Annotated in this window: 17 protein-coding genes; 5 read left to right on the forward strand and 12 right to left on the reverse strand. The window is 43.6% G+C overall.

Features of this window, described 5'->3' with window-relative positions; genetic code table 11:
* Positions 1 to 31 precede the first annotated feature (31 nt).
* Complete coding sequence (gene yiaA, locus I6E86_RS06385) at positions 32 to 586, reverse strand: inner membrane protein YiaA (RefSeq protein WP_227680567.1); 555 nt, start codon at positions 584 to 586, stop codon at positions 32 to 34.
* Positions 587 to 731: 145 nt separating this feature from the next.
* Here yiaA and I6E86_RS06390 point away from each other — a divergent pair, with 145 nt between their 5' ends.
* Both I6E86_RS06390 and I6E86_RS06395 read left to right on the forward strand, forming a co-directional pair.
* Positions 732 to 1,376, forward strand: a complete 645-nt coding sequence (locus tag I6E86_RS06390; RefSeq protein WP_197176286.1) for a hypothetical protein — start codon at positions 732 to 734, stop codon at positions 1,374 to 1,376.
* Between the two features lie 135 nt (positions 1,377 to 1,511).
* Positions 1,512 to 2,153 (forward strand): hypothetical protein, encoded by a 642-nt coding sequence (locus I6E86_RS06395; RefSeq protein WP_227680568.1) that lies wholly within the window; start codon positions 1,512 to 1,514, stop codon positions 2,151 to 2,153.
* A 145-nt stretch (positions 2,154 to 2,298) separates the two neighbouring features.
* Here I6E86_RS06395 and I6E86_RS06400 read toward each other — a convergent pair whose 3' ends face one another.
* From I6E86_RS06400 to ffh, 6 genes are all read right to left on the reverse strand, one after another.
* Positions 2,299 to 2,976, reverse strand: coding sequence for a DUF4112 domain-containing protein (locus tag I6E86_RS06400; protein ID WP_197176287.1), 678 nt, complete (start codon positions 2,974 to 2,976; stop codon positions 2,299 to 2,301).
* On the reverse strand, positions 2,969 to 3,886 hold the full coding sequence (gene ubiA, locus I6E86_RS06405; RefSeq protein WP_227680569.1) for a 4-hydroxybenzoate octaprenyltransferase: 918 nt from the start codon (positions 3,884 to 3,886) through the stop codon (positions 2,969 to 2,971). The genes I6E86_RS06400 and ubiA overlap by 8 nt, the downstream gene beginning before the upstream one ends.
* Positions 3,887 to 4,020: 134 nt before the next feature.
* A complete protein-coding gene (locus tag I6E86_RS06410) occupies positions 4,021 to 4,890 on the reverse strand; it encodes a class I SAM-dependent methyltransferase (protein ID WP_197176288.1) in 870 nt (289 codons plus the stop codon).
* A 129-nt stretch (positions 4,891 to 5,019) separates the two neighbouring features.
* Positions 5,020 to 5,862 (reverse strand): undecaprenyl-diphosphate phosphatase, encoded by an 843-nt coding sequence (locus I6E86_RS06415; protein ID WP_194364758.1) that lies wholly within the window; start codon positions 5,860 to 5,862, stop codon positions 5,020 to 5,022.
* Positions 5,863 to 5,991: 129 nt separating this feature from the next.
* Entirely contained in the window at positions 5,992 to 6,684 is a 693-nt protein-coding gene (gene tsaB / locus I6E86_RS06420; protein ID WP_197176612.1) for a tRNA (adenosine(37)-N6)-threonylcarbamoyltransferase complex dimerization subunit type 1 TsaB, read from the reverse strand.
* A 277-nt stretch (positions 6,685 to 6,961) separates the two neighbouring features.
* Positions 6,962 to 8,509, reverse strand: coding sequence for a signal recognition particle protein (gene ffh / locus I6E86_RS06425; RefSeq protein ID WP_197176290.1), 1,548 nt, complete (start codon positions 8,507 to 8,509; stop codon positions 6,962 to 6,964).
* 405 nt (positions 8,510 to 8,914) lie between these two features.
* On the opposite strand from ffh, the gene I6E86_RS06430 reads away from it, so the two are divergent.
* Positions 8,915 to 9,706 carry an inner membrane protein YpjD gene (locus tag I6E86_RS06430; RefSeq protein WP_194364754.1) on the forward strand — a complete coding sequence of 264 codons (792 nt, stop codon included), beginning with the start codon at positions 8,915 to 8,917 and terminating at the stop codon, positions 9,704 to 9,706.
* 94 nt (positions 9,707 to 9,800) lie between these two features.
* Here I6E86_RS06430 and purU read toward each other — a convergent pair whose 3' ends face one another.
* Both purU and I6E86_RS06440 read right to left on the reverse strand, forming a co-directional pair.
* Positions 9,801 to 10,718 carry a formyltetrahydrofolate deformylase gene (gene purU, locus I6E86_RS06435; RefSeq protein WP_197176294.1) on the reverse strand — a complete coding sequence of 306 codons (918 nt, stop codon included), beginning with the start codon at positions 10,716 to 10,718 and terminating at the stop codon, positions 9,801 to 9,803.
* 228 nt (positions 10,719 to 10,946) lie between these two features.
* Entirely contained in the window at positions 10,947 to 18,725 is a 7,779-nt protein-coding gene (locus I6E86_RS06440; RefSeq protein WP_197176296.1) for a beta strand repeat-containing protein, read from the reverse strand.
* Positions 18,726 to 19,209: 484 nt separating this feature from the next.
* On the opposite strand from I6E86_RS06440, the gene rpmB reads away from it, so the two are divergent.
* Positions 19,210 to 19,446, forward strand: a complete 237-nt coding sequence (gene rpmB, locus I6E86_RS06445) for a 50S ribosomal protein L28 (protein ID WP_194364745.1) — start codon at positions 19,210 to 19,212, stop codon at positions 19,444 to 19,446.
* 128 nt (positions 19,447 to 19,574) lie between these two features.
* The gene (rpmG, locus tag I6E86_RS06450; protein ID WP_010201403.1) at positions 19,575 to 19,730 is read left to right on the forward strand and encodes a 50S ribosomal protein L33; all 156 of its coding nucleotides are present in this window, start codon (positions 19,575 to 19,577) and stop codon (positions 19,728 to 19,730) included.
* Positions 19,731 to 19,872: 142 nt separating this feature from the next.
* Here rpmG and I6E86_RS06455 read toward each other — a convergent pair whose 3' ends face one another.
* The 3 genes from I6E86_RS06455 to I6E86_RS06465 all read right to left on the reverse strand — a co-directional run bounded on the left by I6E86_RS06455 (position 19,873) and on the right by I6E86_RS06465 (position 21,209).
* Positions 19,873 to 20,184: a hypothetical protein gene (locus I6E86_RS06455; RefSeq protein WP_197176298.1), complete on the reverse strand. Its 312-nt coding sequence runs from the start codon at positions 20,182 to 20,184 to the stop codon at positions 19,873 to 19,875.
* Positions 20,185 to 20,404: 220 nt separating this feature from the next.
* Entirely contained in the window at positions 20,405 to 20,716 is a 312-nt protein-coding gene (locus I6E86_RS06460; RefSeq protein WP_197176300.1) for a hypothetical protein, read from the reverse strand.
* A gap of 109 nt (positions 20,717 to 20,825) precedes the next feature.
* Positions 20,826 to 21,209, reverse strand: coding sequence for a hypothetical protein (locus I6E86_RS06465; protein WP_227680570.1), 384 nt, complete (start codon positions 21,207 to 21,209; stop codon positions 20,826 to 20,828).
* Between the last annotated feature and the right edge of the window lie 77 nt (positions 21,210 to 21,286).

Below are 21,286 nucleotides of genomic sequence, written 5' to 3' on the forward strand. Positions count from 1 at the left end.
ATGATCAAAAATAAATGGATGAGTAAATGTCTTAATCGTCGCGCTCCATTCTAGATTTGACGGTGCCAAAGAGCGATTTTCCCGTATCAGCCTCGCCTGTTGCGTGATGATCCAGTTTGGCGTGATCTGTATTCTCCGTAATCATCGGTACGGTCAATGCTCGAATTTGTGCTTCATCACGGGTGTTTTTTTGGATAGTCACAGCAGCGAATAAGCTCATGGTAAATGCCATCATATAAAAACCTTTTTCACTTAGGCTTAATTCTTCTGCGTTCATAAGACCGAGTGCAATCAGCACAATAGATAACCCTAAAGCCGCCCAGCTAATCAGATAATACATATTGGTCGTTGGAATACCTTCGCTGCGATCACGGAGCGTCTTTTGTAGACTAATCGCTGAATACAAACCAAGCGCCAACACTGCTATATAGTAGCCTTTCTCGTTTAGCAACATGCTTTGCGCATTCCATAGTCCCAGTAAATAGGCCAGCACACCCACCAGCATGACTGCCCAAGAAGTGCCTACATAAGCGGTGGTCGGTTTGTAAGCTGCCAGCTGACTTTTGGTAATCATGTCATTATTCATCATCATCCTTAATTAAATATAGCCAAATATTCAGTAGCGAGAGACAATTTTTATCGAACGCTATTTTGCTTTAACATAACACAAGCATGTTATATTGTAATACAAAATTATTTTTGCCATACATGCCTTAAGGACAGAGTCCGACATGTCTTTTTATACCTTGCTTATTTTACTCAGCCTCATCATTATCGTACCGATCTTTTTTATGATGAAAGAGAAGTCTAAACACACGCAGCGCGCGTCGATACAGCAGCATCAAGCCTATCTAGCAGCGGCAGATCGTGCGGCAAGACAGTCTCAAATAAAGCAGGTAGCGACAGATAAGACAAGCAATGAACCGATGACAGGACTCAGCGTGATTCATTTTTCCGCTCAGCATCCATTCGTTCAATGGCTGTATGACGAGCACGTACCCAAAGCATTCCGAGTGACGATGGATAGTATCGGGCAGCAGTACGAGTCCACGCATCACGCTCAAATCACTGAGTCGCAGCTCTTCACGTTGAACAAACTCATTACCACACGTATACCCGAATTGATTACCGATTATTTGAGCCTCGATCAACACTATGCAAAAACCGTCGTGATTGATATCGATAAACAAAACAGCAGTTATGACATCGTGTTGGAGCAATTGAACTCGATTTTAGATTTTTCACAAAAGCTCAATACACAAAGCCAAAGTGGTGTTGTGAACAAACTACTGGCTAGCCGCCGATATTTAGATGATGTCTATAGAGAGAGCGGTAAAGAGAACGGTGTGACAGCCGATAGTTTAAAGATAAAATGAGCGTTTTATCACTTATTACCAAACCTTCCCTCTGCTATGTATTATGAGTACAGCATTCACTGCAGTCGGTACTCAATCGTAAAACTAACACCTGTGTTTTTTCGCTTATACAAAATATTTTTATTGGATGACCTGATGATGCCCATCTCTGCCTCAAAACCACCAAGCTTTGCAAAATCTAAGCCCTACCACCTTAAAGCTTCTGCCATTTTTCTTAGCATGTTGCTGCTGACTGCTTGTCAGAAAGACCCAGATCCTGAAATTGCCAGTGAGACATCTGCTGAGACTGCGAATCAGACAACCCCAGTCACTTCCAATATAAATACCAATGCTGCTGATGACGCTGCAAACAATGAGGCGAACAGCACTGCACAAACCGACTCAGAGCACGATGTTAGCTTAAGTCAGTTAGACGATAATCTGGGCAGCACCAAGGAGATGGCAAACACTAAAGCGGTGACACCTGACCCACACCAAGCGATCAAAGGCGCACAAATCACGGATGTCCGCTATAAAAGCGCCACAGGCGAGTCATTATCCGTCGTCTTTGAAACGTCAGCAGCAGGCATGCTCAACGCCATTGTCACGTTGCCAAACAAACCAAAAATGACCCTCAGTGCACCAGAAGGCCAAGGTAATAACCCCACTTATCAATCAAATAATGGCGCTATCCAACTGGTCAGTCATGCAGGTGGTGGCACTATCGATCTGATTCAAAACAACAAAGTCACCAGCTTTGATGCGGTCAGCGCAGAAGCGGAAGTCGTCACCGAATAAAGTTTAAATATAGTCCCTTATTATTGTCAGCCACAAAAAGGTCAGCAACGATACTATCGTTGCTGACCTTTTTTATTACTTTTCTCTCGTGCTGTTTGATCCAATCGCTTGTTAGCTAAACTGGCATTTAGCAACACCCTATTACTCAGCTAAAGCCTGTTGTATTACCAAATAAGCCCACTAGCCAGCCAATCAATGACCATAAACCCCATCCAATAACTACTAGAACAATCAGCCCTAGCATGTCAGGAATATGCAAGTATAGCCACTCTACAATGGGGTTTCGCCAAAAGAAACCAAAACGACTGCTTCGCTGCTTGTCCTCTAGTGACTGATGCAAAAACGGTCGATCAATATGCATGGTATCGGTAATACCATACTCATCTTGTAGATGCTCATGCACGATACCCAGTGTTTTGCGACTGGGACGAATAAAGATATCTAATAACGTCCCAATGCCCGGCACGATACCCACGACCATATCAATCAGTGCCAATCTGACAGCAGGCGTCATTTTATGAGCTGGTACACCCAGTTGACGACCCAATATAAACGCATAACTGGTCAATGCCAAGCCTGCCAAATCACCTGCTAGCGGAATGGTCGACAGCGCGGCATCAGCACCCATACCCTGTTTGGTAAAGGGTATCCGTACGAGCGAATCCATGGTATTGGCAAACTTGGCCAGCTTACGCTCGGTGGCGATAACTTGCTCGCGCGTCAGGCCGTGTTCAGCCATTCTTGCTTGATAGTCGATGACAGACCCATCAGTATCAGAAGCACCCTTTACCTTTCGATTCCATAGCTTATTAAGCTTATCCATTGAGCGTCGTCCATATACAGGCGATAGCGATGAGCACAAAGACATAACGTCCGACCCAGATATTGGCCAAGAATGCCTGAAAGCAAGCCAATGGGTCACGACTGGCACAAGCACTGTTTTGCTTGGCAAACATCATCGCCACCAATGCCAAGCCAAATACGGGCGTCACGCCTACGGCAGTCGGGGCAAAATAATGCCACATAACCGCGCCCATAATAAGCAAGAATAGCATTTGTAATATTGAGATGATAATCACATCATAACGACCAAACAGCATCGCCGTTGATTTGACGCCAATCTTGATATCATCATCGCGGTCAGCCATGGCGTACTGGGTATCGTAGGCTACTGTCCAGCACATATAAGCGATAAATAACAGCCAGCACCAGATATCCGGTGTGCCCTGTATGGCCACATAAGCCATCGGTATCGCCCAGCCAAAAGCCGCTGCCAAAAACACTTGTGGCAGATGGGTATAACGCTTCATAAAGGGATAAATGAATGCCAGCATCACAGCGCCAAGCGACCAATAAAACACAGCAATGGGTAAGAAAAACAGCAGACTGGCACTTAATAACACCAGCACTAAAAATGCTACAACCGCCTCCTTACCTGATAAGCGCCCATCGGCTAGTGGACGTCCTTTGGTGCGGGTGACATGACCATCAACCTTACGATCCGCGAAGTCGTTAATGGCACAACCTGCGGCACGCATGAAGATGGCCCCGAGTGCAAATAGCACAAATATCTGGAGACTGGGCAGCGCGGCCGTCAGTCCTTGCTGCTGTGCTTGACCCATTGCGGCCAGTAACACGCCCCACAGGGTTGGCCATAGGAGCAGCTCAATGCCCACAGGTTTGTCAAAGCGTGTCAGTTGGATGTAAGCTTGTAGTTTGTCTTTAAATGTCATAACACTGCCATTATCACTGATAGAATTTTTTATATTGAATGGATTTGGCAATAAGCTGCATGGATCTCATATACCCAATAGCATTGGCATGGTTCATTAGCATAGTTATCCTAACCAGCTGGTAATCATGGTTATTAGGCAAAATACCCATCGAAGCGCACGGCTTCATTATGCCAGCTCTCAGTAGGTTGCTGGTTTGCCAATGTCGGCGCATGCTGCGGACGCTTCACGACCACGCGCCCAGAGTGCAGTGCATTTTTGCTGACGACAGTTTGTGCAGAGGTTAGCAATTGGCCTTCCTCGTCCAACGTTGGCGGTCTTGCAAGTTGATGCAACGCTTGCATATGCTTGCCGACTTTAGCACCCTTGCCAGTCTTACTGTCTTGATAGCTGTCCTCTGGAAACATAGGGTCCAGATACACGACATCAATAGCGCGACTGTCACTGGTTGCTGACTCCGCTATACGCCTTTCAAAATAACTCAGCGCATCGATATTGATAATATGCAAACGTGCCATCAGCTTTTGCCAATTTGGCAATGCGCTCATACGCAGCTGCTCTACCAGTAATAGCAGCGCCATGATTGGTTGTTGCTCTAGCATGATGACCTGAGCGCCGGTGCTGCCTAATATGAGACTGTCATGACCGAAACCCGCGGTCGCATCTATGACGCTGCTATCGGCTGTAATCTTGGCAGCTTGCAATAGCAGCTCTGACTTACGGCCAGCACTCACCACTCGGCGTTGCAGTTTATCCCATTCTGGCGCCACGCTCAGACCATCACTGAGCCACGATAGCTTGTCTTTACCATCCAATAATAACACTGGTTGAGACGCTGTCTGACTCAGATTTTGACGATATTTTTGCGTTAATTTATCTACCGATAACTCAGCATTTAACACGATTGACAATTGATTTTTCTCTATCAGCGCTTGCAACGACTCTACTTGATGCTGCTGCGACTCATTGACGTAGATCAGCTGACAGTGTGTAAGGTCATGCATAGTGTTAATACTCTCTTTAGATGCTGGAGGCAAATTACTCGTCACTGACATGCCCTTTAGTATCTATGGTCAAATTTAGATAGGCTTAATAACCTTTGTACTTCAGAATATTTTTAACATGATTGCAGCTTAACCCGCCATTTGATAACCAAAGCCCCAAGCGGCTATCAATACAACAACGCCTGTAATAATACGCAACCAAGCAAAGATCGTAAAGTCACGGCGACTCACCCATGCCACCAGCAAGCGAATACAAAGTAAGGCGACGATAAATGAGACGACAGTACCAACGCCAAGTACCAACCAATCCTCGCTATTGGTCAGGACATCACCATGTTTGATTAGATCTAATAGTGCCGCGCCCACAATGACAGGAATACCTAAAAAGAATGAAAACTCCGCAGACGCTTTACGCGAGACCCCAAGCCATAATGCACCGATGATAGTCGCGCCTGAGCGTGAGGTGCCTGGTATTAAGGCTAAACATTGAAACAAACCAATCATCAATGCTGTCTTTAAGCTAACATCCTCTGCCTCTTCAGCGACGACCGTTTTAGGTCGGCTCTCGACATAAAATATCAGCAGACCACCGATGATGAGCATAATCGCTACAACGATAGGGTTAAACAAGTAATTTTTAATCTCATCAGCAAAAGTAAAGCCCACGATCATCACAGGGATAGTAGACACAATTAAACTCAGCCCGAGCTGTCTTGGATTACTCATACCTTCTGCTTTGCCCGTTAGCAGGCCCATTAGAGCTTGCCACAATCTACCCCAATAGTCATAGATAACGGCCAAAATCGCGCCAAGCTGCACCACCACCACAAACAAATCCACTTTTTCTTTGGTCCAAAAACCCATCATATCTGCTGATAGAATTAAGTAACCGGTACTAGAAATAGGCAAAAACTCAGTGATACCTTCAACGATACCCATGATAACAGCTTGAATTAATAAGATAATATCCACGATGGTTTTCCTAAACACAGACCTGTTGATTGATACAGGTCTTCGTATATTGTTATGTGTTATATGATGCTACGAATGACTCGAACGGCTAGTATATTTAAAGGAATATCGATTGAGTGACCACATACCCTAGGCTTTACCTTGCTCCTTAAGCGTTTTCCACGCTTGATTACGCAAGTATTTTGGTAAAGCCTGCGCCGCTTCTGTCCCGCCTATGGCCATAAACTGAGCAATGCCGATCTGCCCTATAACAACAGCATCTGGCCAAACATCATCATGGCAGACTTGTCCTTCGTTTAAAGTTAACAAGCTTGCGCCATTACCGACAATTGGAAAATCCGACTCAGTTTGGCTGTCATAATCGAGCAGTTGCTCAGTGCTATCACTATCAGCAATCAGCACTGGCTGCATAATGGCTGATTCACTATCGATTACTGCATACTGTCCAAAATACACCTGCTGCATACGGGCATCTAGTGCACTATATACTTGCGTCAGGCCGTATTTCTGATACGCGCACTGCGCAATTGCTTGCAAGCTTGAGACGTCCACACAAGGAATGTCATGCGCCACAGACAATGCCTGTACCACCGCCGTGTTGATTCTGATACCACTAAAAGCACCAGGCCCTCGATTAAATATGAGTGCACTTATATCAGTCAGGCGTATTCCGGCCTCTGACAACGCGGCATCAATCATTGGCAGTATCTGCTGCGTTTGCTGACGTTTACCTGTCTCAGTATGACTCGATAATACCTGACCACTCGAATCCAAAATGGCAATCGAGCACTGGTCAAACACAGTATCCATAGCTAAAAACATCATAACCTCGTCTTATCGTCTGGGTATGCTAAAAATGGTTGGTATGACAAAAAATACCAGCAGCATAAAACAGCGCCTATCATAGCATTTAGGATAAACAGATTTTATCACTTTCTACTTTTTTCATACTTTATCCATGAGCGCTTAGGGTAACAGGCCATATAAAAAAACCTCAAAACCATATCAGTTTTGAGGTTTTTCTTAAAAAGTGACGATCAACAAGTTCATATCAAAAAGTAATAGGCCACCCAATCTACGACTGTCGATCTACTATTGCTTAAAAGCGTGTTTTAAACTTTTTTGGTGCTTGGTTTTGCATCTCTTGCATTTGCTTTTGCATCTCTTCGGTGCTCGGCATGTTGTTTGGGTCAAGTCCCATTTGCTTCGCCATTTGCTGTGGGTTCACATCTTTTGGGTTGCCTTTTTGACCACCGCCACCGAATAAAGGACCGCCACCACCTGCACCGCCGCCACCGCCCATCAACCCTTGCATAGACTTCATCATCTTACTGATGCCTTCAGGTTTTGAGATCATTTTCATCATTTTTGCCATTTGCTTGTGCTGCTTGAGCAAACGGTTGACGTCTTGAATATCACGACCAGAACCTGCAGCGATACGGCGCTTACGGCTTGGGTTGATCTTGTCAGGGTTTTTACGCTCAAATGGTGTCATTGAATTGATCAACGCTTCCATTTCACGTACTTTTTCTTCTGGCTTGGCATCTTCGACAGCTTTTTGCATGTCAGAGCCGCCCATACCTGGCATCTTATCCAAGAAACCTGCCATGCCGCCCATGCTTTTCATTTGCTGGAACTGCGTCAAGAGATCCTCAAGGTCGAACTCACCGCCTTTTTGCATCTTCTTCGCCATTTTCTCGGCTTTATCACGGTCAATCTTTTGCTCGACTTCTTCCACCAAACTCAGTACGTCACCCATACCAAGGATGCGCTGGGCGATACGCTCAGGGTGGAACAGCTCTAACTCGTCTAGTTTTTCACCGCGACCCAAGAACTTAATGGGCTTACCAGTGATGGCACGTACAGACAGCGCCGCACCGCCACGAGCATCGCCGTCTGTTTTGGTCAGGATGACACCTGTTAATGGCAAGGCATCATTGAAGGCTTTTGCGGTATTGGCCGCATCTTGACCTGTCATCGCATCGACGACAAACAGCGTCTCAGATGGATTGACCGCAGCCGTTAGCGCTTTGATCTCATCCATCATGGCATCGTCAATATGCAAACGACCTGCCGTATCAATAATCAAGATGTCTTGATACTGAATTTTGGCCTCTTCGATGGCACGGCGCGCGATATCAATCGGGTTTTCGTCAGCGCTAGAATTCACAAACTTGGCATTCACTTGACCGGCTACTTGCTCAAGCTGCTTGATGGCCGCTGGACGATAAACGTCAGCAGATACCAGCATGACTTTTTTCTTATGACGCTCTTGTAAAAATTTTGCTAGCTTACCCGCTGTGGTGGTTTTACCCGCCCCTTGCAAACCTGCCAATAGATAAACCACTGGCGGCTTACCTGTCATTTCCAACTGCTGGTTGGCACTGCCCATCATTTCGGTCAGCTCGTCATGGACGATTTTGACAAACGCTTGGCCTGGTGCCAACTCTTTGAGCACTTCAGCACCAAGCGCTTGCTCTTTAACGCGCTTTACAAAGTCGCGAGTGACCGGTAGTGCTACATCGGCTTCTAGTAGCGCCATACGTACTTCACGCAGGGTATCTTTGATATTGTCTTCAGTCAGTTGCCCGCTCCCCACGATATTACGCAGGCTCGACGATAAGCGTTCTGTTAAGGTGTCAAACATAGATAGCTCTCAGTTAAAATAATTCTTGGTTAAAATAATTCTTAGCTAAACCAGTTAAATGGCTTATATATAGTATTGGGTATGTGATGAAGTAGTAGATTGCGCGTCTATAGATGATGATAAACATCGTGTTATCAACACTATAGCATTATCGCGATTCAAAATTGATAGTCGTTTGATAAAAGGCGTTGGATTTATTTGCGCTTTTTTATCGATAACACGCGCACGTTATAGATTTTTTCTAGATTACACGCGTCAAGCATTTATCAGGAATACGTAAGATGACACTCAATTGATACCCATTTTATGATAAATTGGACAATTATTCTAATCATTCCGATAATACCACTTTAGCGTTACATTGAGCGGCTATTTTGCGCTCCGTAAAGATGAGGTTTTATACCTGTGCACCTTACATTCTTACTTGCTAGCCTGATTTACATATTAGTCAGCGTTTACATTGGTTGGGCGCTCGTTCGGGATAAACCTATCTACAAAAGCGGCAGTTTGGGCTTGTTACTGGTAGGGATGCTCGCACATGCCGCCTTATTGTATCCCTATGTCGTTACGCTATATGGTCTGAACTTCAATCTGTTCAATGTGATTAGCCTGATCAGCTTATTCTTCTTATTGTTTTACGTGTTGTTTAGTTTATACCGCCCTATCATTAGCCTCGGCATCTTAGCAGCACCGACCGCACTCATAGGTATGACCATCGGTTATATCGGCCGCGCCCCTTATCAGCCAATTACCAATATCAGTATCGGGCTTGAAACCCATATTCTGCTGTCACTGGCGGCCTATTGCGTCTTGCTAATGGCTGCCGTACAAGCGCTGTTTTTGCGTCTACAGATCCGTGAGCTTAAACATCATACCATCCATCGATTTTGGGTCAATAAACTACCGTCATTGCAGAGCATGGAAGGTCTGTTGTTCGATATGATCTTGGTAGGTTTTGTCTTGCTGAGTGTCGCACTGGGCATTGGCTTCATTTATGTAGATGACTTGATGACACAGCATATCGTTCATAAGACAGTGTTTAGTCTGCTGTCGTGGCTATTATTCGGCGCGCTATTACTTGGCAACTGGCGTGCTGGATGGCGCGGCAAACGTGCCGCTAATATCACCATTTATGCTTTTATCCTACTGGCCATTGGTTTTGTGGGTAGCAAGTTTGTGCTAGAGATGCTGCTATAGTCAATCCCATCTAAGCTAGATACAACATCATAAAAATGCGGTCGGTAGCAATAGTTACCGACCGCATTTTTTGTTTAACTTTCTACTGACTTTTTTAGTTAAAGACTACGGTCTTATTACCTGCCACGATCACACGGTTTTGTACATGCCAGTTCACAGCACGTGCCAGTACGTTACGCTCGATGTCACGGCCAATAGCACGTAGTTCTACCACACCCTGACGATGCGTCACACGATGCACATCCTGCTCAATGATAGGCCCTTGATCCAAATCAGCGGTGACATAATGCGCGGTTGCGCCGATTAGCTTTACGCCTTTGTCATAAGCTTGACGATAAGGATCTGCACCAACAAACGCCGGCAAAAATGAGTGGTGAATATTAATTATTTGCATCGGCCAACGTTTAACAAAATCAGACGACAGAATCTGCATATAGCGCGCCAATACCAGTAAGTCATTGCCCGCCATAATCTTATGAATCTGCTCTTCTGCCTCTACTTTGTTGTCCTTGGTCACTGGTACGTGATGAAAGGTGATACCAAAGTTTTCTACCGCTTGACGCAGATCATTATGATTGCTGACCACACAGGTAATCTCGCAATCAAGCAAGCCACGCTGATGGCGCCATAACAAGTCGAGCAACGCATGATCAAACTTTGAAACCAAAATACCAACTTTGGTCTTGGTTGCATTGTTGTGTAGATGCCAAGCCATATTGTGACGTTTGGCTACTGTATGGGCGAAACTCGCCTCAAAGTTATCAATAATATCGCTCAGATCTGCTAAAGCAAACTCTAAACGCATGAAGTATTGACCACCTTCGTGAGCCGTTGAGTATTGGTCAAGGGTGATGATATTAGCGCCATAGCGGTGAATAAATTCTGACACGGCTTGTACAATACCTGCCTGATCCTTGCATTTGATCGAAAGCGTGGCAGTATCAATAGTGCTAGGGAGCTGTTTGCTTTGAGAAGCGGTAGATGATGGAGAGGTTCTGATATTGTCTGACATAATTCGCCCGGTATTAAATGATGACTGGTTGCTGAAAAAATGCTGACAGCATAGTAAACCGGTTATTTTAATCTTTTTTACGATATTTTGCTGAGCGAGTTGGTTGTTTTTGGTTATTTCGGCTGATTTGGTTGTTTAGAAGGCTGACGCAAAAACCCCCAACGTAGGGGTGGGGGTTTTTGCGCTCTAGTAGTACGTGACTGAGTAAATTACCTACTTGGGTGTGGTTTATTCAACTGTAATGTTTCTAGAGAATCCTGAACCGTTACTGTTAACACCTACGGTAGAACCCAAATCAAATGCTTGATTGAAGTCTACAATAAAGCTGTTATAGCCTTGGGCTGTTGTCGTTGGACTTATGCCGTTAATAGACACAGAGTAACTGGCTTGATAAGGAGATAACACTACTTTAGATGTGTTTTTCTCTGCATTAATATTAACACTCAAACTGTTTACACATACCACACCAGCATCGCCAAACGGGCTGGTATCACCAATCCAAGGAGAGAATAAGTTTGGATCTTCTACTCTCAAATCACTTGCCAAATATGGTAGTGAATAGTTAATACTTTGAGTATTTTCACTGCCATTCAAGAAAGTAGAAGCCTCAAAACGCACTTTCACCCAGCTTGAATAACGAATCGGATAGCGAATCTCGAAGTCTGCACGACCTTCTTCATCAGTCACGAATGAATAACCGTCATCAGATAGTGTGCCACCAATAATGGCAACCGGATTGATAGCATCAAGACTATTGTTGCTATTCACATCTTCATCACTATCTAAAGTATAGTTGTATTCAGGACTGTCTTCACTAATGATCCAATCTGTCTTTTGCAATACAGGAACCAATTCTGCAAAAGTTATAGGTTCAGGTGTATTTACATTGCCATCTATATCTGTAGTATTGGCCGCTTGATAAGTCACATTGCTATCAAGCAGACAAACCTTACCTTGCGCATATTCAATAGCATAAGACTTGATCGATACTTCTTTATTTGGTACCGCGCGCCCTGAGCCATCCATGACAGATATTGAACCGCGAACCGTGTAATAAATATCATCAGTAGATAAGACATTACTAAACGCTAAGGTCGTATAAACCGCTTCTTTTGATACTGTAATATTGGTCATTTTGGTACCAATGCTTGCATTGTCGTTTAATAAGCGGGCATTAATAACCACGCCACCTATAGGTGAGCTGGCATTGGCTTGATACACCACACGCGCCTCGCCTTTGCTGTTTGTCACTGCGGTAGCAGCAGATAAGCGGCCTGCTGATGAATCTGCAGCACGACTGAATACAACCGTTTGCCCTTCTACTGGTACATCGTTCTTGTCTTTAACTGTGGCAACAACTTCTGTACTACTGCCTGGTGTGATAACTGAGTTCACTGCTTGGAACAGCATCTTCGCAGGTGTAGTCGCTCTAAAACGGGTATCAACTGTGGTTTGATACTTTAGCGTGCCATTCGTCATTTCACCCAGCACTGTTGCCTGCAATACCGTTGTACCAGCAAGCGTAGACGTTAGTACTACTGGGACAGTAACAATGTTGCCTTGAATATTGCCTGCAGTGATTGCTTGAGTAACAATCACATTATTGTTGGCAAACGTACCAATCGTCGTTTGTACTTCTACTACCTTACCAATGAGTGCGGTAGCTTGTGCTGGAGAATCGGTACGAATTTGTACATTGATATTCTGTGCCACATTAACATCGTAAACATCTTCAATATCAATGAAGCTAATACCCGCTTGTGATACTTTAACCAAATCAAGACTGCTGGTACTACGCTGCGCAACTAGTGCACGCTCACCAGTGGCTCTGGCAAAAATACGTAAATTACCGTTATTATCAAAGGTTAAGTCGCTTTCACTAATAGCAAAGCTTGCGTTACCATCTGCATCGGTAGTTGTACTGGCATTGGTGGTAATAAGATTGCCTTCAGCATCTACTAACTCTAGATTGGCATTCGCGATAGCGCGCCCTGTACCATCTATCAGCGTTGACGTGATAGTGGTCGTTTCGCCATCTTTCAAGTTAGTCTCTGAGGCCGCAAGCGTGATCTCTGTACCTGTCGCTGACAAGCTTAGAGACTTCTCTTCACGCACTTGCATACTGACATTACCATTTGCATCATATTGCGGCGTGACGATTTTAGCATTAACGACAATGCTATGGTTCAGTCGGGCATTGATGCTATTAGCTGCCAATAAAATACCAACATCCACCTTGCCACTTGCATCCGTTGTGACAGTGCTTGCTGTGGTTAGTGCGGCGCCACTGGCTTCTAGGTTTTCGATGCTTAATTGTACTGGCACCCCTGTTAATACACCGCCATTACTATCTGTGACTCGGAATGTAGCATTGGTTTGATCACCACCAGTGGTCAATGTTGGCTTATCAGATGATGCCAATATCTGATAGCTATCAATCGTAGCAGTATCTACTGCGACGATATAGTTTTGCTCCAACTTGACATTTTCAGCAGTGGTCGTGGTCGCTGTTAATCGAATACCCGCTTCTAGAATTGCTTGATTAACATTAGCACCATCTTCGAGGGTTAGGTTAAAGGTAGCCACGCCATCACTGTTGGTAGTAGCAGTACCTTGACTGACTGTCACGCCAGTACCAATTGGATCGTTCACTTTCAACGTTACGGTACGGCTTGCAATACTACTGTCAGCATTAGCAACGCGCACGAATACTTTGAAAGTATCTCCTTTGGTATTGACGACTTTGTTTGCACCAACAGTAATGTTTTCTTGTGTACCGCTTGGATCAGGAGTTAGTGTCTTAACAGTACTGGTTTTTGTAGCAATATTATCATTCTCATCAGTAGCTGAAAATACGACTTTGAAGCTACTACCAATGGCTGATTTTTGCGCATCCGTTAGGCCAGCTGGCACAGCAAGTGTGAAGCTCGCTTTACCTGAATCATTCGTGGTTTGCGTACCACTGGTTACCAACCTAACCCCTTGAGCTGCAACAGCAGCAGGAAGCGCTAAATAAACCTGTTTATCCGCAATAACATTGTCCTTGCTGTCTTGGGCTATTACCTCAACCTGAGTCTCACCACCATTTAGATTTAGTGCATTTGGTGTGATAGCTATTAAATCAATAGCCGCTTTGGTTGACTGTATATTGAACTGAATATCTTGTTTTTTACCCGTCAATGTCTCAGTCAAGGTAGCCGTTAACTTTTGGTTTTTGAGTGTCGCTTTTTGCTCTGTAGTTAAGTTGCTTGGCACAATAACCGTAAAACTTGCTGCACCCGTAGCGCCGGTTTCGACGATATTGTTATTTACACCTGGCTTACCATTTACAGTTAATAATGCTGCTAACTCTTTATTCGCAAATTCTAACTGGATAGGCTGACCACTGATGCTTATATTGGTATTCCGAGTACTTAATCCAGCGTTCACCACAGCCGTATCACCTTCCCCATTCAATGTATAAAAAGGACGATTATTAATAAGGTTTGGTGGATTTAGTACTGTCAGATCAACTGCTGGCGTTAGTACATCTACTTTTGTGATAGTAGAAGTATAAGTTTCCTCTTTTTCGACATACGACAGCTGGTAGTTAATACCTACACGCTTCAGTTCGGTACGCTCTGCTGCGGTTAGCCCTTTTGGAATAGTAACGATAAATGTCGTCTCACCACTAAAATCAGTAGTCGCTGTCGTTTGATTGACTGTAACGCCATAATCGAGTGCGGCTTTACCCAATTGAATAGCAACTGCTTGCCCTTTAACTGCTGTTTGATTGGCTTTATTTGATAGCTTAATGCTAATAGTGCCTTGACCACCAAGCTCACTAATAGAAGGCGTGATGATCTCGCTAAATTCTAAGCTAGTAACCGGCTGTACGACATCAATTTTGTTTTCAATTTTTGCTTCTGTACCATCGCTATCCGTCAAGGTAGCGGTATAAGCAATATCCGACGCCACCAACGACGCACGCTCGTCCTCATTGAGATCTTGGCTTAGATTTACGGTGAATACAGCATTGCCAGCTTCATTGGTTGTTTGTTCATTACCTTGAATACTAACGCCTGCCACATCCTTAATCACAAGCTTGACGTTTTTGCCAGCTGCAACACTACCGTTAGTCAGTTTCGCAGATACTTGAATCGTAAACTGCTTGTCTGTGACAGTGACCACTTTAGGTGAACTGATAGACGTCAATTTAATATCGCTCTTTTCTACAGCCGAGGTAATTTTTACAAGTGAGCTGCTAATACTGCTGCTCGCACCTGAATCTTCGATTGCCTTAGCAGTTAGTACAAAATCTTTGATCACTTCTAGCGCGTCTTTTTGTTTCTGCGTCAAGCCTGCTGGAACCCGAACGGTATAGCTCACCATACCTTTACTATCAGTCACTTGCTCAGAGCTGCCTTCGATACTCAGTAGACCTTGTTGGGTTAAAGCACTAGGTAAGCTTGCTGTTACTTTTTGACCTGTAATAGCACCACCGTTTTTGTCATTGACACGGAAGCTAATGATAGCGCTGCCACCTGAGCTTGATAACTGAACTTTATCACTAGTACCAAAGTTGATCTGATACTGTGCTGCTGGAATAATGACAGAGGCATTGTATCCACTGGTCACTACACCATCAGTATCCGTCAAGCTCACTGTATAATTGATACCTGACTTCACCAATGCTTCACGTTGAGCTTGAGTCAAATCTTGACTTATCTCTACAGTGAATGTCACATTGCCTGACGCATCTGTTTTTTGTTCGTTATCTTTAATAGTCATGCCTGATACGTTATTAAGCGCTAGCTTAACGACTTTATCAGCTGCAGCGCTGCCATCTTTACGCTTACCTGATACGCTGATCGTGAACTGGTCTTTTAGAACATTCACTACCTTAGAATTGGTCTCTGAAGTTAAGACCGTCAAACTTGACTGAACTTTGTTACTTATACTGATAGGCGTACTAAGAGCACTAGTACTAGCGCCTGAAGTCTCAACTAAGTTGGCTGTCAGGAAAAATCCACTGGCTTTTTCTAAAGCTGCTTTTTGTGTAGCCTCTAATCCAGTAGGGATACGAATGGTATAACTTACGATACCTTTGTCATCTGTTGTCTGCGCGGCCGCACTATCTAAAGTCAATAACCCAGAGTCAACTAAATATTTTGGTAGACTGACTGTGACTTTTTGATTACTTATAACGCCGCCGTCTTTATCATTCACTCGGAAGCTCACAATAGTACTACCACCTGAGCTTGATAGTTGTGTATTACTATTACTGCCAAAGTTGATTTGGTACTCGGCACTCGGGACAGAGGCTTTTACACTGTAGTTTTCAGTGGCAATACCATCGTCATCAGTCAATGTAGCTGTATAAGCAATACCTGTTTTTGCAAGTGCTTTGCGCTGATCTAAGGTCAATGCTTGGTCTATATTCACAGTAAAGACTGCATTACCAGCACTGTTCGTGGTTTGTTCCCCACCTTCAATACTAATGCCTTTTACATTATTAATGGCAAGCTTCACGGTTTTACTGGCGGCCGCACTACCGTCTGGACGCTTGGCAGACACCTGAATCGTAAACTGGTCTTTTAAAACGTTTACGACGCTAGGTGTGGTTTTTGCTGTCAGGATAGTCTTGCTCTTACTAGGGTCAGCAGTCACTGAGACGCGATTACTGCTAGTATTGATACTGGCACCTGATGACTCAACCAGACGAGCAGTTAGTACAAACTCACCTGCTTTTTCGAGCTCTGCTCTTTGTGTGGCAGACAGACCTGCAGGAATGCGCACCATGTAACTTACGTTACCCTGAGCATCAGTTACTTGACTTGCAGCACTCTCAAGCGTTATCAAACCCTTTTGCGTCAAGCTACTAGGTAGACTGGCTGTTACGGTTTGGTTAGCAATGACGCCACCATTTTTATCATTAACGCGGAAGCTTAAAGTGGTGACACCACCAGTGCTCAACAGTTTTTCACTACTACTGCTTCCAAAGTTTAACTTATATTCAGCCACTGGAATAATAACTGGTGCTTTGTATTGCTCGGTGGCTACGCCATCTTCATCTGTTAACGTGATCGTATAAGGAATACCAGACTTCACTAACGCTTCGCGCTGGGCTGTTGTTAGATCTTGGCTTAAATTAACGGTGAATACTACATTGCCTGATGCATCTGTAGTCTGCTGGTTACCTTGAATACTCACACCCGCTACATTGGTGATTGTCAACTTCACTTCTTTCTCAGATGCAGCACTACCATCCGGACGCTTACCTGCAACTTGTATTTGGAATTGATCCTTCAATATATTGACCGCACTAGGAATATTTTTCACAGTTAGGATCGTTTCACTTTCAGCCGTTACTTGGATACGCTCACTGTTGATACTGCTACTGGCTCCTGATGTCTCAGTAACTTTGGCTGTTAAGATAAAGCCACCAATACCTTCCAGCTTGGTTCTTTGTGCAGCACTTAAATTGGCTGGCACACTGACATTGTAACTAACCACACCCTTGCTATCAGTTACTTGGGCAGCAGCACTGTCTAAAATTAACAGACCAGTATTCACAAGCTCTTGAGGCAGGCTGGCGTTTACTTTTTGATTGGCAATTGCTCCACCATTTTTGTCATTGACACGGAAGCTAATAACAGCTTCGCTGCCAAAACTAGAGATTCTATTTTTATTTTTTGTCGCAAACTGTATTTGATACTGGGAATCAGGGATATACGCTTCATTACCATAGGTATCCGCAGTTACTGCGCGGTTAGGCTCTGATAGAACCACAGTGTAACTCACACCTTTCTCTACAATTTCTTTACGCTGATCTGCAGTCAATGTAGAGGCTATGATTAGATTGACCACTGCTTTGCCAGTCGCATCAAAGGTAAGAGCCTCTGTACTAAGCTTGACTCCAGCTATCGAATTGTTAAGTTTGATAGTGGCTTTCGCACCGTCGATATTCGTCGGCACTTTAGAGTTTTTGGCAGTAGCTGTAACAGTTAGCGGTTGCTCATCTCCATAAGCATTGAGTACTTCATCCCTACCTTTTACATCCAATACATAATCAGAGACAGGCAACTCTATAGATAGATTTCCAGTCTCCTGCTTAGTAGCACCACTTTGCTCTTGGATGCTAATAGCATATGCGATACCTTCACCTTTTAATAAAGCATCACGCTCAGCTTTTGAAAGGTTTTCATCTATGTTGATATTGAAAATTGCGATGCCATCTGCATTTGTGTCTTTACTATTACCGCCTACAATGGAGATACCTTTAATACTAGCAATACCCAATCCAACTTTTACATTCTGAACACGAGCACCATTGCTATTTTTAGCAGTGACAGTCAATTGAGCAGTATCACCGTAAGGGTTTAAAACATTATTGGAGACCGAACCTGTACTTAGTAGAGATACGATATCAAGCTCACTCTCGACAACTTGAGTACCATCGCCACTACCTTCTCTACTAACGGAGACTTTCAATTCTTGCGGTGCAACAGCTGTACCATCTGCTTTATTAGCAGTGGCTATTAATGTAAAGCCATTTGCGATTAATGCATCTTTATCAACAACGGCTTGCGGATTGAGCTTCAAATTATAGGTTGCATTACCATCATCATTGGTCGTTTGAGTACTCTGACCTTCGATAGTGACACCATTAGTTTCAGAACCCACTACCTTTAACGTAACTGCTTTGCCAACCATTGCACCGCCAGAGCTTACTTCAGCTGCTTTTACAGTGACTGTAAAAGTCGCTTGCTCGTCAGATAGCTCGATAATGGTAGGCGCTGTGCTAAGTTTCTGTAAAAAGAAATCAGCCTCAACCTCGGGTACTTGTTCGCCACCATTATCACTATCATCTGTCCCCGGCTGGGTAACACCCAAATCAGGTGCTGGTGCAATAGAATCTACGGTGTCACTATCGCCACCACCGCCGCAACCTGCTAATGCTAGTGCGCAAGTCAAAGAAGTAAGTTGAAAAAACTTAGAAGTAAGGGGTAGTGAGCTATATGACATTTTTTAACTCCGCATGAGCAGTAATTTATTCGAGCAAATAGGCAAAAACCATTACACAGAATCAAGGGAGACTGATAATGATACATAGATTTACATTAATGCTAGATGTATTAACAGATTGTATTAAATATATAACAGCAACTTTACTGACTTTTGTTATAAGTTACAACTAAAAATTAATCTTTACTATTAAACAATCAACAACATAGAGCGTTCATTTCAGGGTATAATAGCTCTCCTTTAAATCGACAATAATTATAAAAATATTTGAGTATTCATCTGTTTTATGGTATAAATGTCGGCTTTAAAATTTTCTGAATTGGTCAGCCTGTTATTTGCCTTTAGATAACAGTAATACCAGCTCAACCTTCATATAGTTTTGTTTGGTGCAAAGCTGCCGCTTGCTGTGTCCATGCCGCAAAAACGTGCAATTTGCCCAGACTGGTATGAGAAAAACTCATACCTCATAGATTAGGAGTTCGCCATGTCTCGAGTTTGCCAAGTGACTGGAAAGCGCCCTATGGTGGGTAATAATGTTTCGCATGCAAACAACAAAACCCGTCGTCGCTTTCTACCAAACCTTCACCACCATCGTTTTTGGGTAGAGTCTGAAAACCGCTTTGTACGTCTACGTGTGTCTACCAAAGGTATGCGCACCATTGACAAACTTGGTATCGATAAAGTGCTAGCAGATATGCGCGCACAAGGTCAAAAAGTTTAAGTTAAGAATAGCAGCTGAGTGATGACTCTCATCGTTTTGGCTGCTGTTTTGCTACATTCACTGTAGCAACTTGCTCTTTTAGACACATACCTATCGTTTGAAGACCCCTCATTTACAGGAAAGCTATCATGAGAGATAAAATTAAATTAGTATCAACAGCTGGTACTGGCTATTATTACACCACTACCAAAAACAAGCGCACTATGCCTGGTAAAATGGAAATCAAAAAGTTTGATCCAAAAGTACGCCAGCATGTGATCTTTAAAGAAGCTAAAATCAAGTAATTACCATTTTAACCAATGGTTTTATTTGAACAAAAAAAGGGTTTATCAATTGATAAACCCTTTTTTTGTGGCTGTCATTATCTGAATATTTATAGCTTGTACTAACAAGCCCCAAAATATCTAAAAATAGCAGTATTTGAGACTAGCTATAATGTGTTGGTTCTTTATCATAGACATGCGCATGCCACTGGCTCATCTGCTTTTGCATAATGACCTGAATAGCGGCATGAATCATATGCTGACCAATCGCCTGCGTATCACTGCCAAGTAGCTCTTTCAGCTTTTCAGAAAAATCAATGGTCATCAGTGGTGCTTCGTCTTGCTCAGCGTCACGCAGTAGCAATCTACCGTCATCCGCTTCCACCAGCTCTAATGTGGTCTCTTTGGCAAATCCTGCAAATTGATCGCTATTCTCGTTGTCTACTTCTATCTCGTTATCGATATCATATGGCATTAATGTATTCCTTATTGTCCCGTTCATCACGTGCAAACAAACCAGTCATTGCAAAGAAGCTATTCATTATAGAAATTGCATTTGGCAAACCTATCATCTTACAGTAACGCGGGTAAATCTGTCTTACTCATACAATGGACGCTTTGACATGGTAATTCAAGGGCTGTGATATAAGTCTTTGACACAATCAAAGCTTGAATCCGATGTAACTGGCATGAAATTAGTGCCAATAACGTAACTTTCCTAACGTAAATAAGAAAGCCACAAACATCCCAAGGTAATAAACCAGCTTTAGCTCAAGAGTTGGATCCCGATACTTAAAGGGTAATGCTACAGTGGCCGTCGCGGTAGGTAGTATCAACAGCATCAGTAGCCAGTTTTCAATGACATTTAACCAACCTTGCAGGTCGGTGCCATGGCGAAGTGAAGCCAGTCCCATGAGTAAGCAAGCGATGATTAAGCTGGTAAACAAACCATTTGGTAAGTCTTTTGGGTAAATAATGTTGGCAATACTGGCCGGTACGATTCGCATATGAAATTCCAGCCATACTTATCAAGCATGGCTTAATGATTAAAAATTTATATAAAAAACACTACAACGCTATATGTATGAAGGCGCACTCTATTTACAGCAAAAGCAGTTAACTATAAGTGCCCATCAACCATAGCATTGAGATACAAGACGTCAAATAGCCCAAGCTGATGGCATTCCAACTCTCGATATGCAAGCCTTTAACCTTATTGAGTATACGAGAACCCACCCAAAAGAAAAGCGGAATACCTAACATAAAGGCAGGCACGATAACCGCAGCATGCCGCAGCACCATACCCATATCATCCCCTACCATCAGACGAAAGCCGTAGCCTGCTAGACTAAGTACAAGCGCAAATGTAGCTAGCCCAATCGTAATCCCTCTAGGTACCAAGCTGCGATGTTTTTCTTCACCGTTGGCTGACGACTGCTGCTCGTTGCCTATCACAGGGTCAGACGGTATTGATGATTTGGTCAATTTTTGCGTGTCCATATTCTACCTACCTTTACGTAACTTGCTGTTAAGCATCGTTATAAGTTATACAGCACATTTTAAGACTTTTTTGATCT

Source organism: Psychrobacter sp. SWN149, assembly GCF_015864565.1.
Taxonomy (GTDB): domain Bacteria; phylum Pseudomonadota; class Gammaproteobacteria; order Pseudomonadales; family Moraxellaceae; genus Psychrobacter.

Coding starts and splice junctions, on each gene's coding strand:
- I6E86_RS06390 (WP_197176286.1), top strand. CDS start 732: ATGTCTTTTTATACCTTGCTTATTTTACTCAGCCTCATCATTATCGTA.
- ffh (WP_197176290.1), bottom strand. CDS start 8,509: ATGTTTGACACCTTAACAGAACGCTTATCGTCGAGCCTGCGTAATATC.
- I6E86_RS06400 (WP_197176287.1), bottom strand. CDS start 2,976: ATGGATAAGCTTAATAAGCTATGGAATCGAAAGGTAAAGGGTGCTTCT.
- purU (WP_197176294.1), bottom strand. CDS start 10,718: ATGTCAGACAATATCAGAACCTCTCCATCATCTACCGCTTCTCAAAGC.
- I6E86_RS06460 (WP_197176300.1), bottom strand. CDS start 20,716: ATGCGAATCGTACCGGCCAGTATTGCCAACATTATTTACCCAAAAGAC.
- ubiA (WP_227680569.1), bottom strand. CDS start 3,886: ATGACATTTAAAGACAAACTACAAGCTTACATCCAACTGACACGCTTT.
- I6E86_RS06455 (WP_197176298.1), bottom strand. CDS start 20,184: ATGCCATATGATATCGATAACGAGATAGAAGTAGACAACGAGAATAGC.
- I6E86_RS06465 (WP_227680570.1), bottom strand. CDS start 21,209: ATGGACACGCAAAAATTGACCAAATCATCAATACCGTCTGACCCTGTG.
- rpmB (WP_194364745.1), top strand. CDS start 19,210: ATGTCTCGAGTTTGCCAAGTGACTGGAAAGCGCCCTATGGTGGGTAAT.
- rpmG (WP_010201403.1), top strand. CDS start 19,575: ATGAGAGATAAAATTAAATTAGTATCAACAGCTGGTACTGGCTATTAT.
- I6E86_RS06395 (WP_227680568.1), top strand. CDS start 1,512: ATGATGCCCATCTCTGCCTCAAAACCACCAAGCTTTGCAAAATCTAAG.
- I6E86_RS06440 (WP_197176296.1), bottom strand. CDS start 18,725: ATGTCATATAGCTCACTACCCCTTACTTCTAAGTTTTTTCAACTTACT.
- yiaA (WP_227680567.1), bottom strand. CDS start 586: ATGAATAATGACATGATTACCAAAAGTCAGCTGGCAGCTTACAAACCG.
- tsaB (WP_197176612.1), bottom strand. CDS start 6,684: ATGTTTTTAGCTATGGATACTGTGTTTGACCAGTGCTCGATTGCCATT.
- I6E86_RS06410 (WP_197176288.1), bottom strand. CDS start 4,890: ATGCATGACCTTACACACTGTCAGCTGATCTACGTCAATGAGTCGCAG.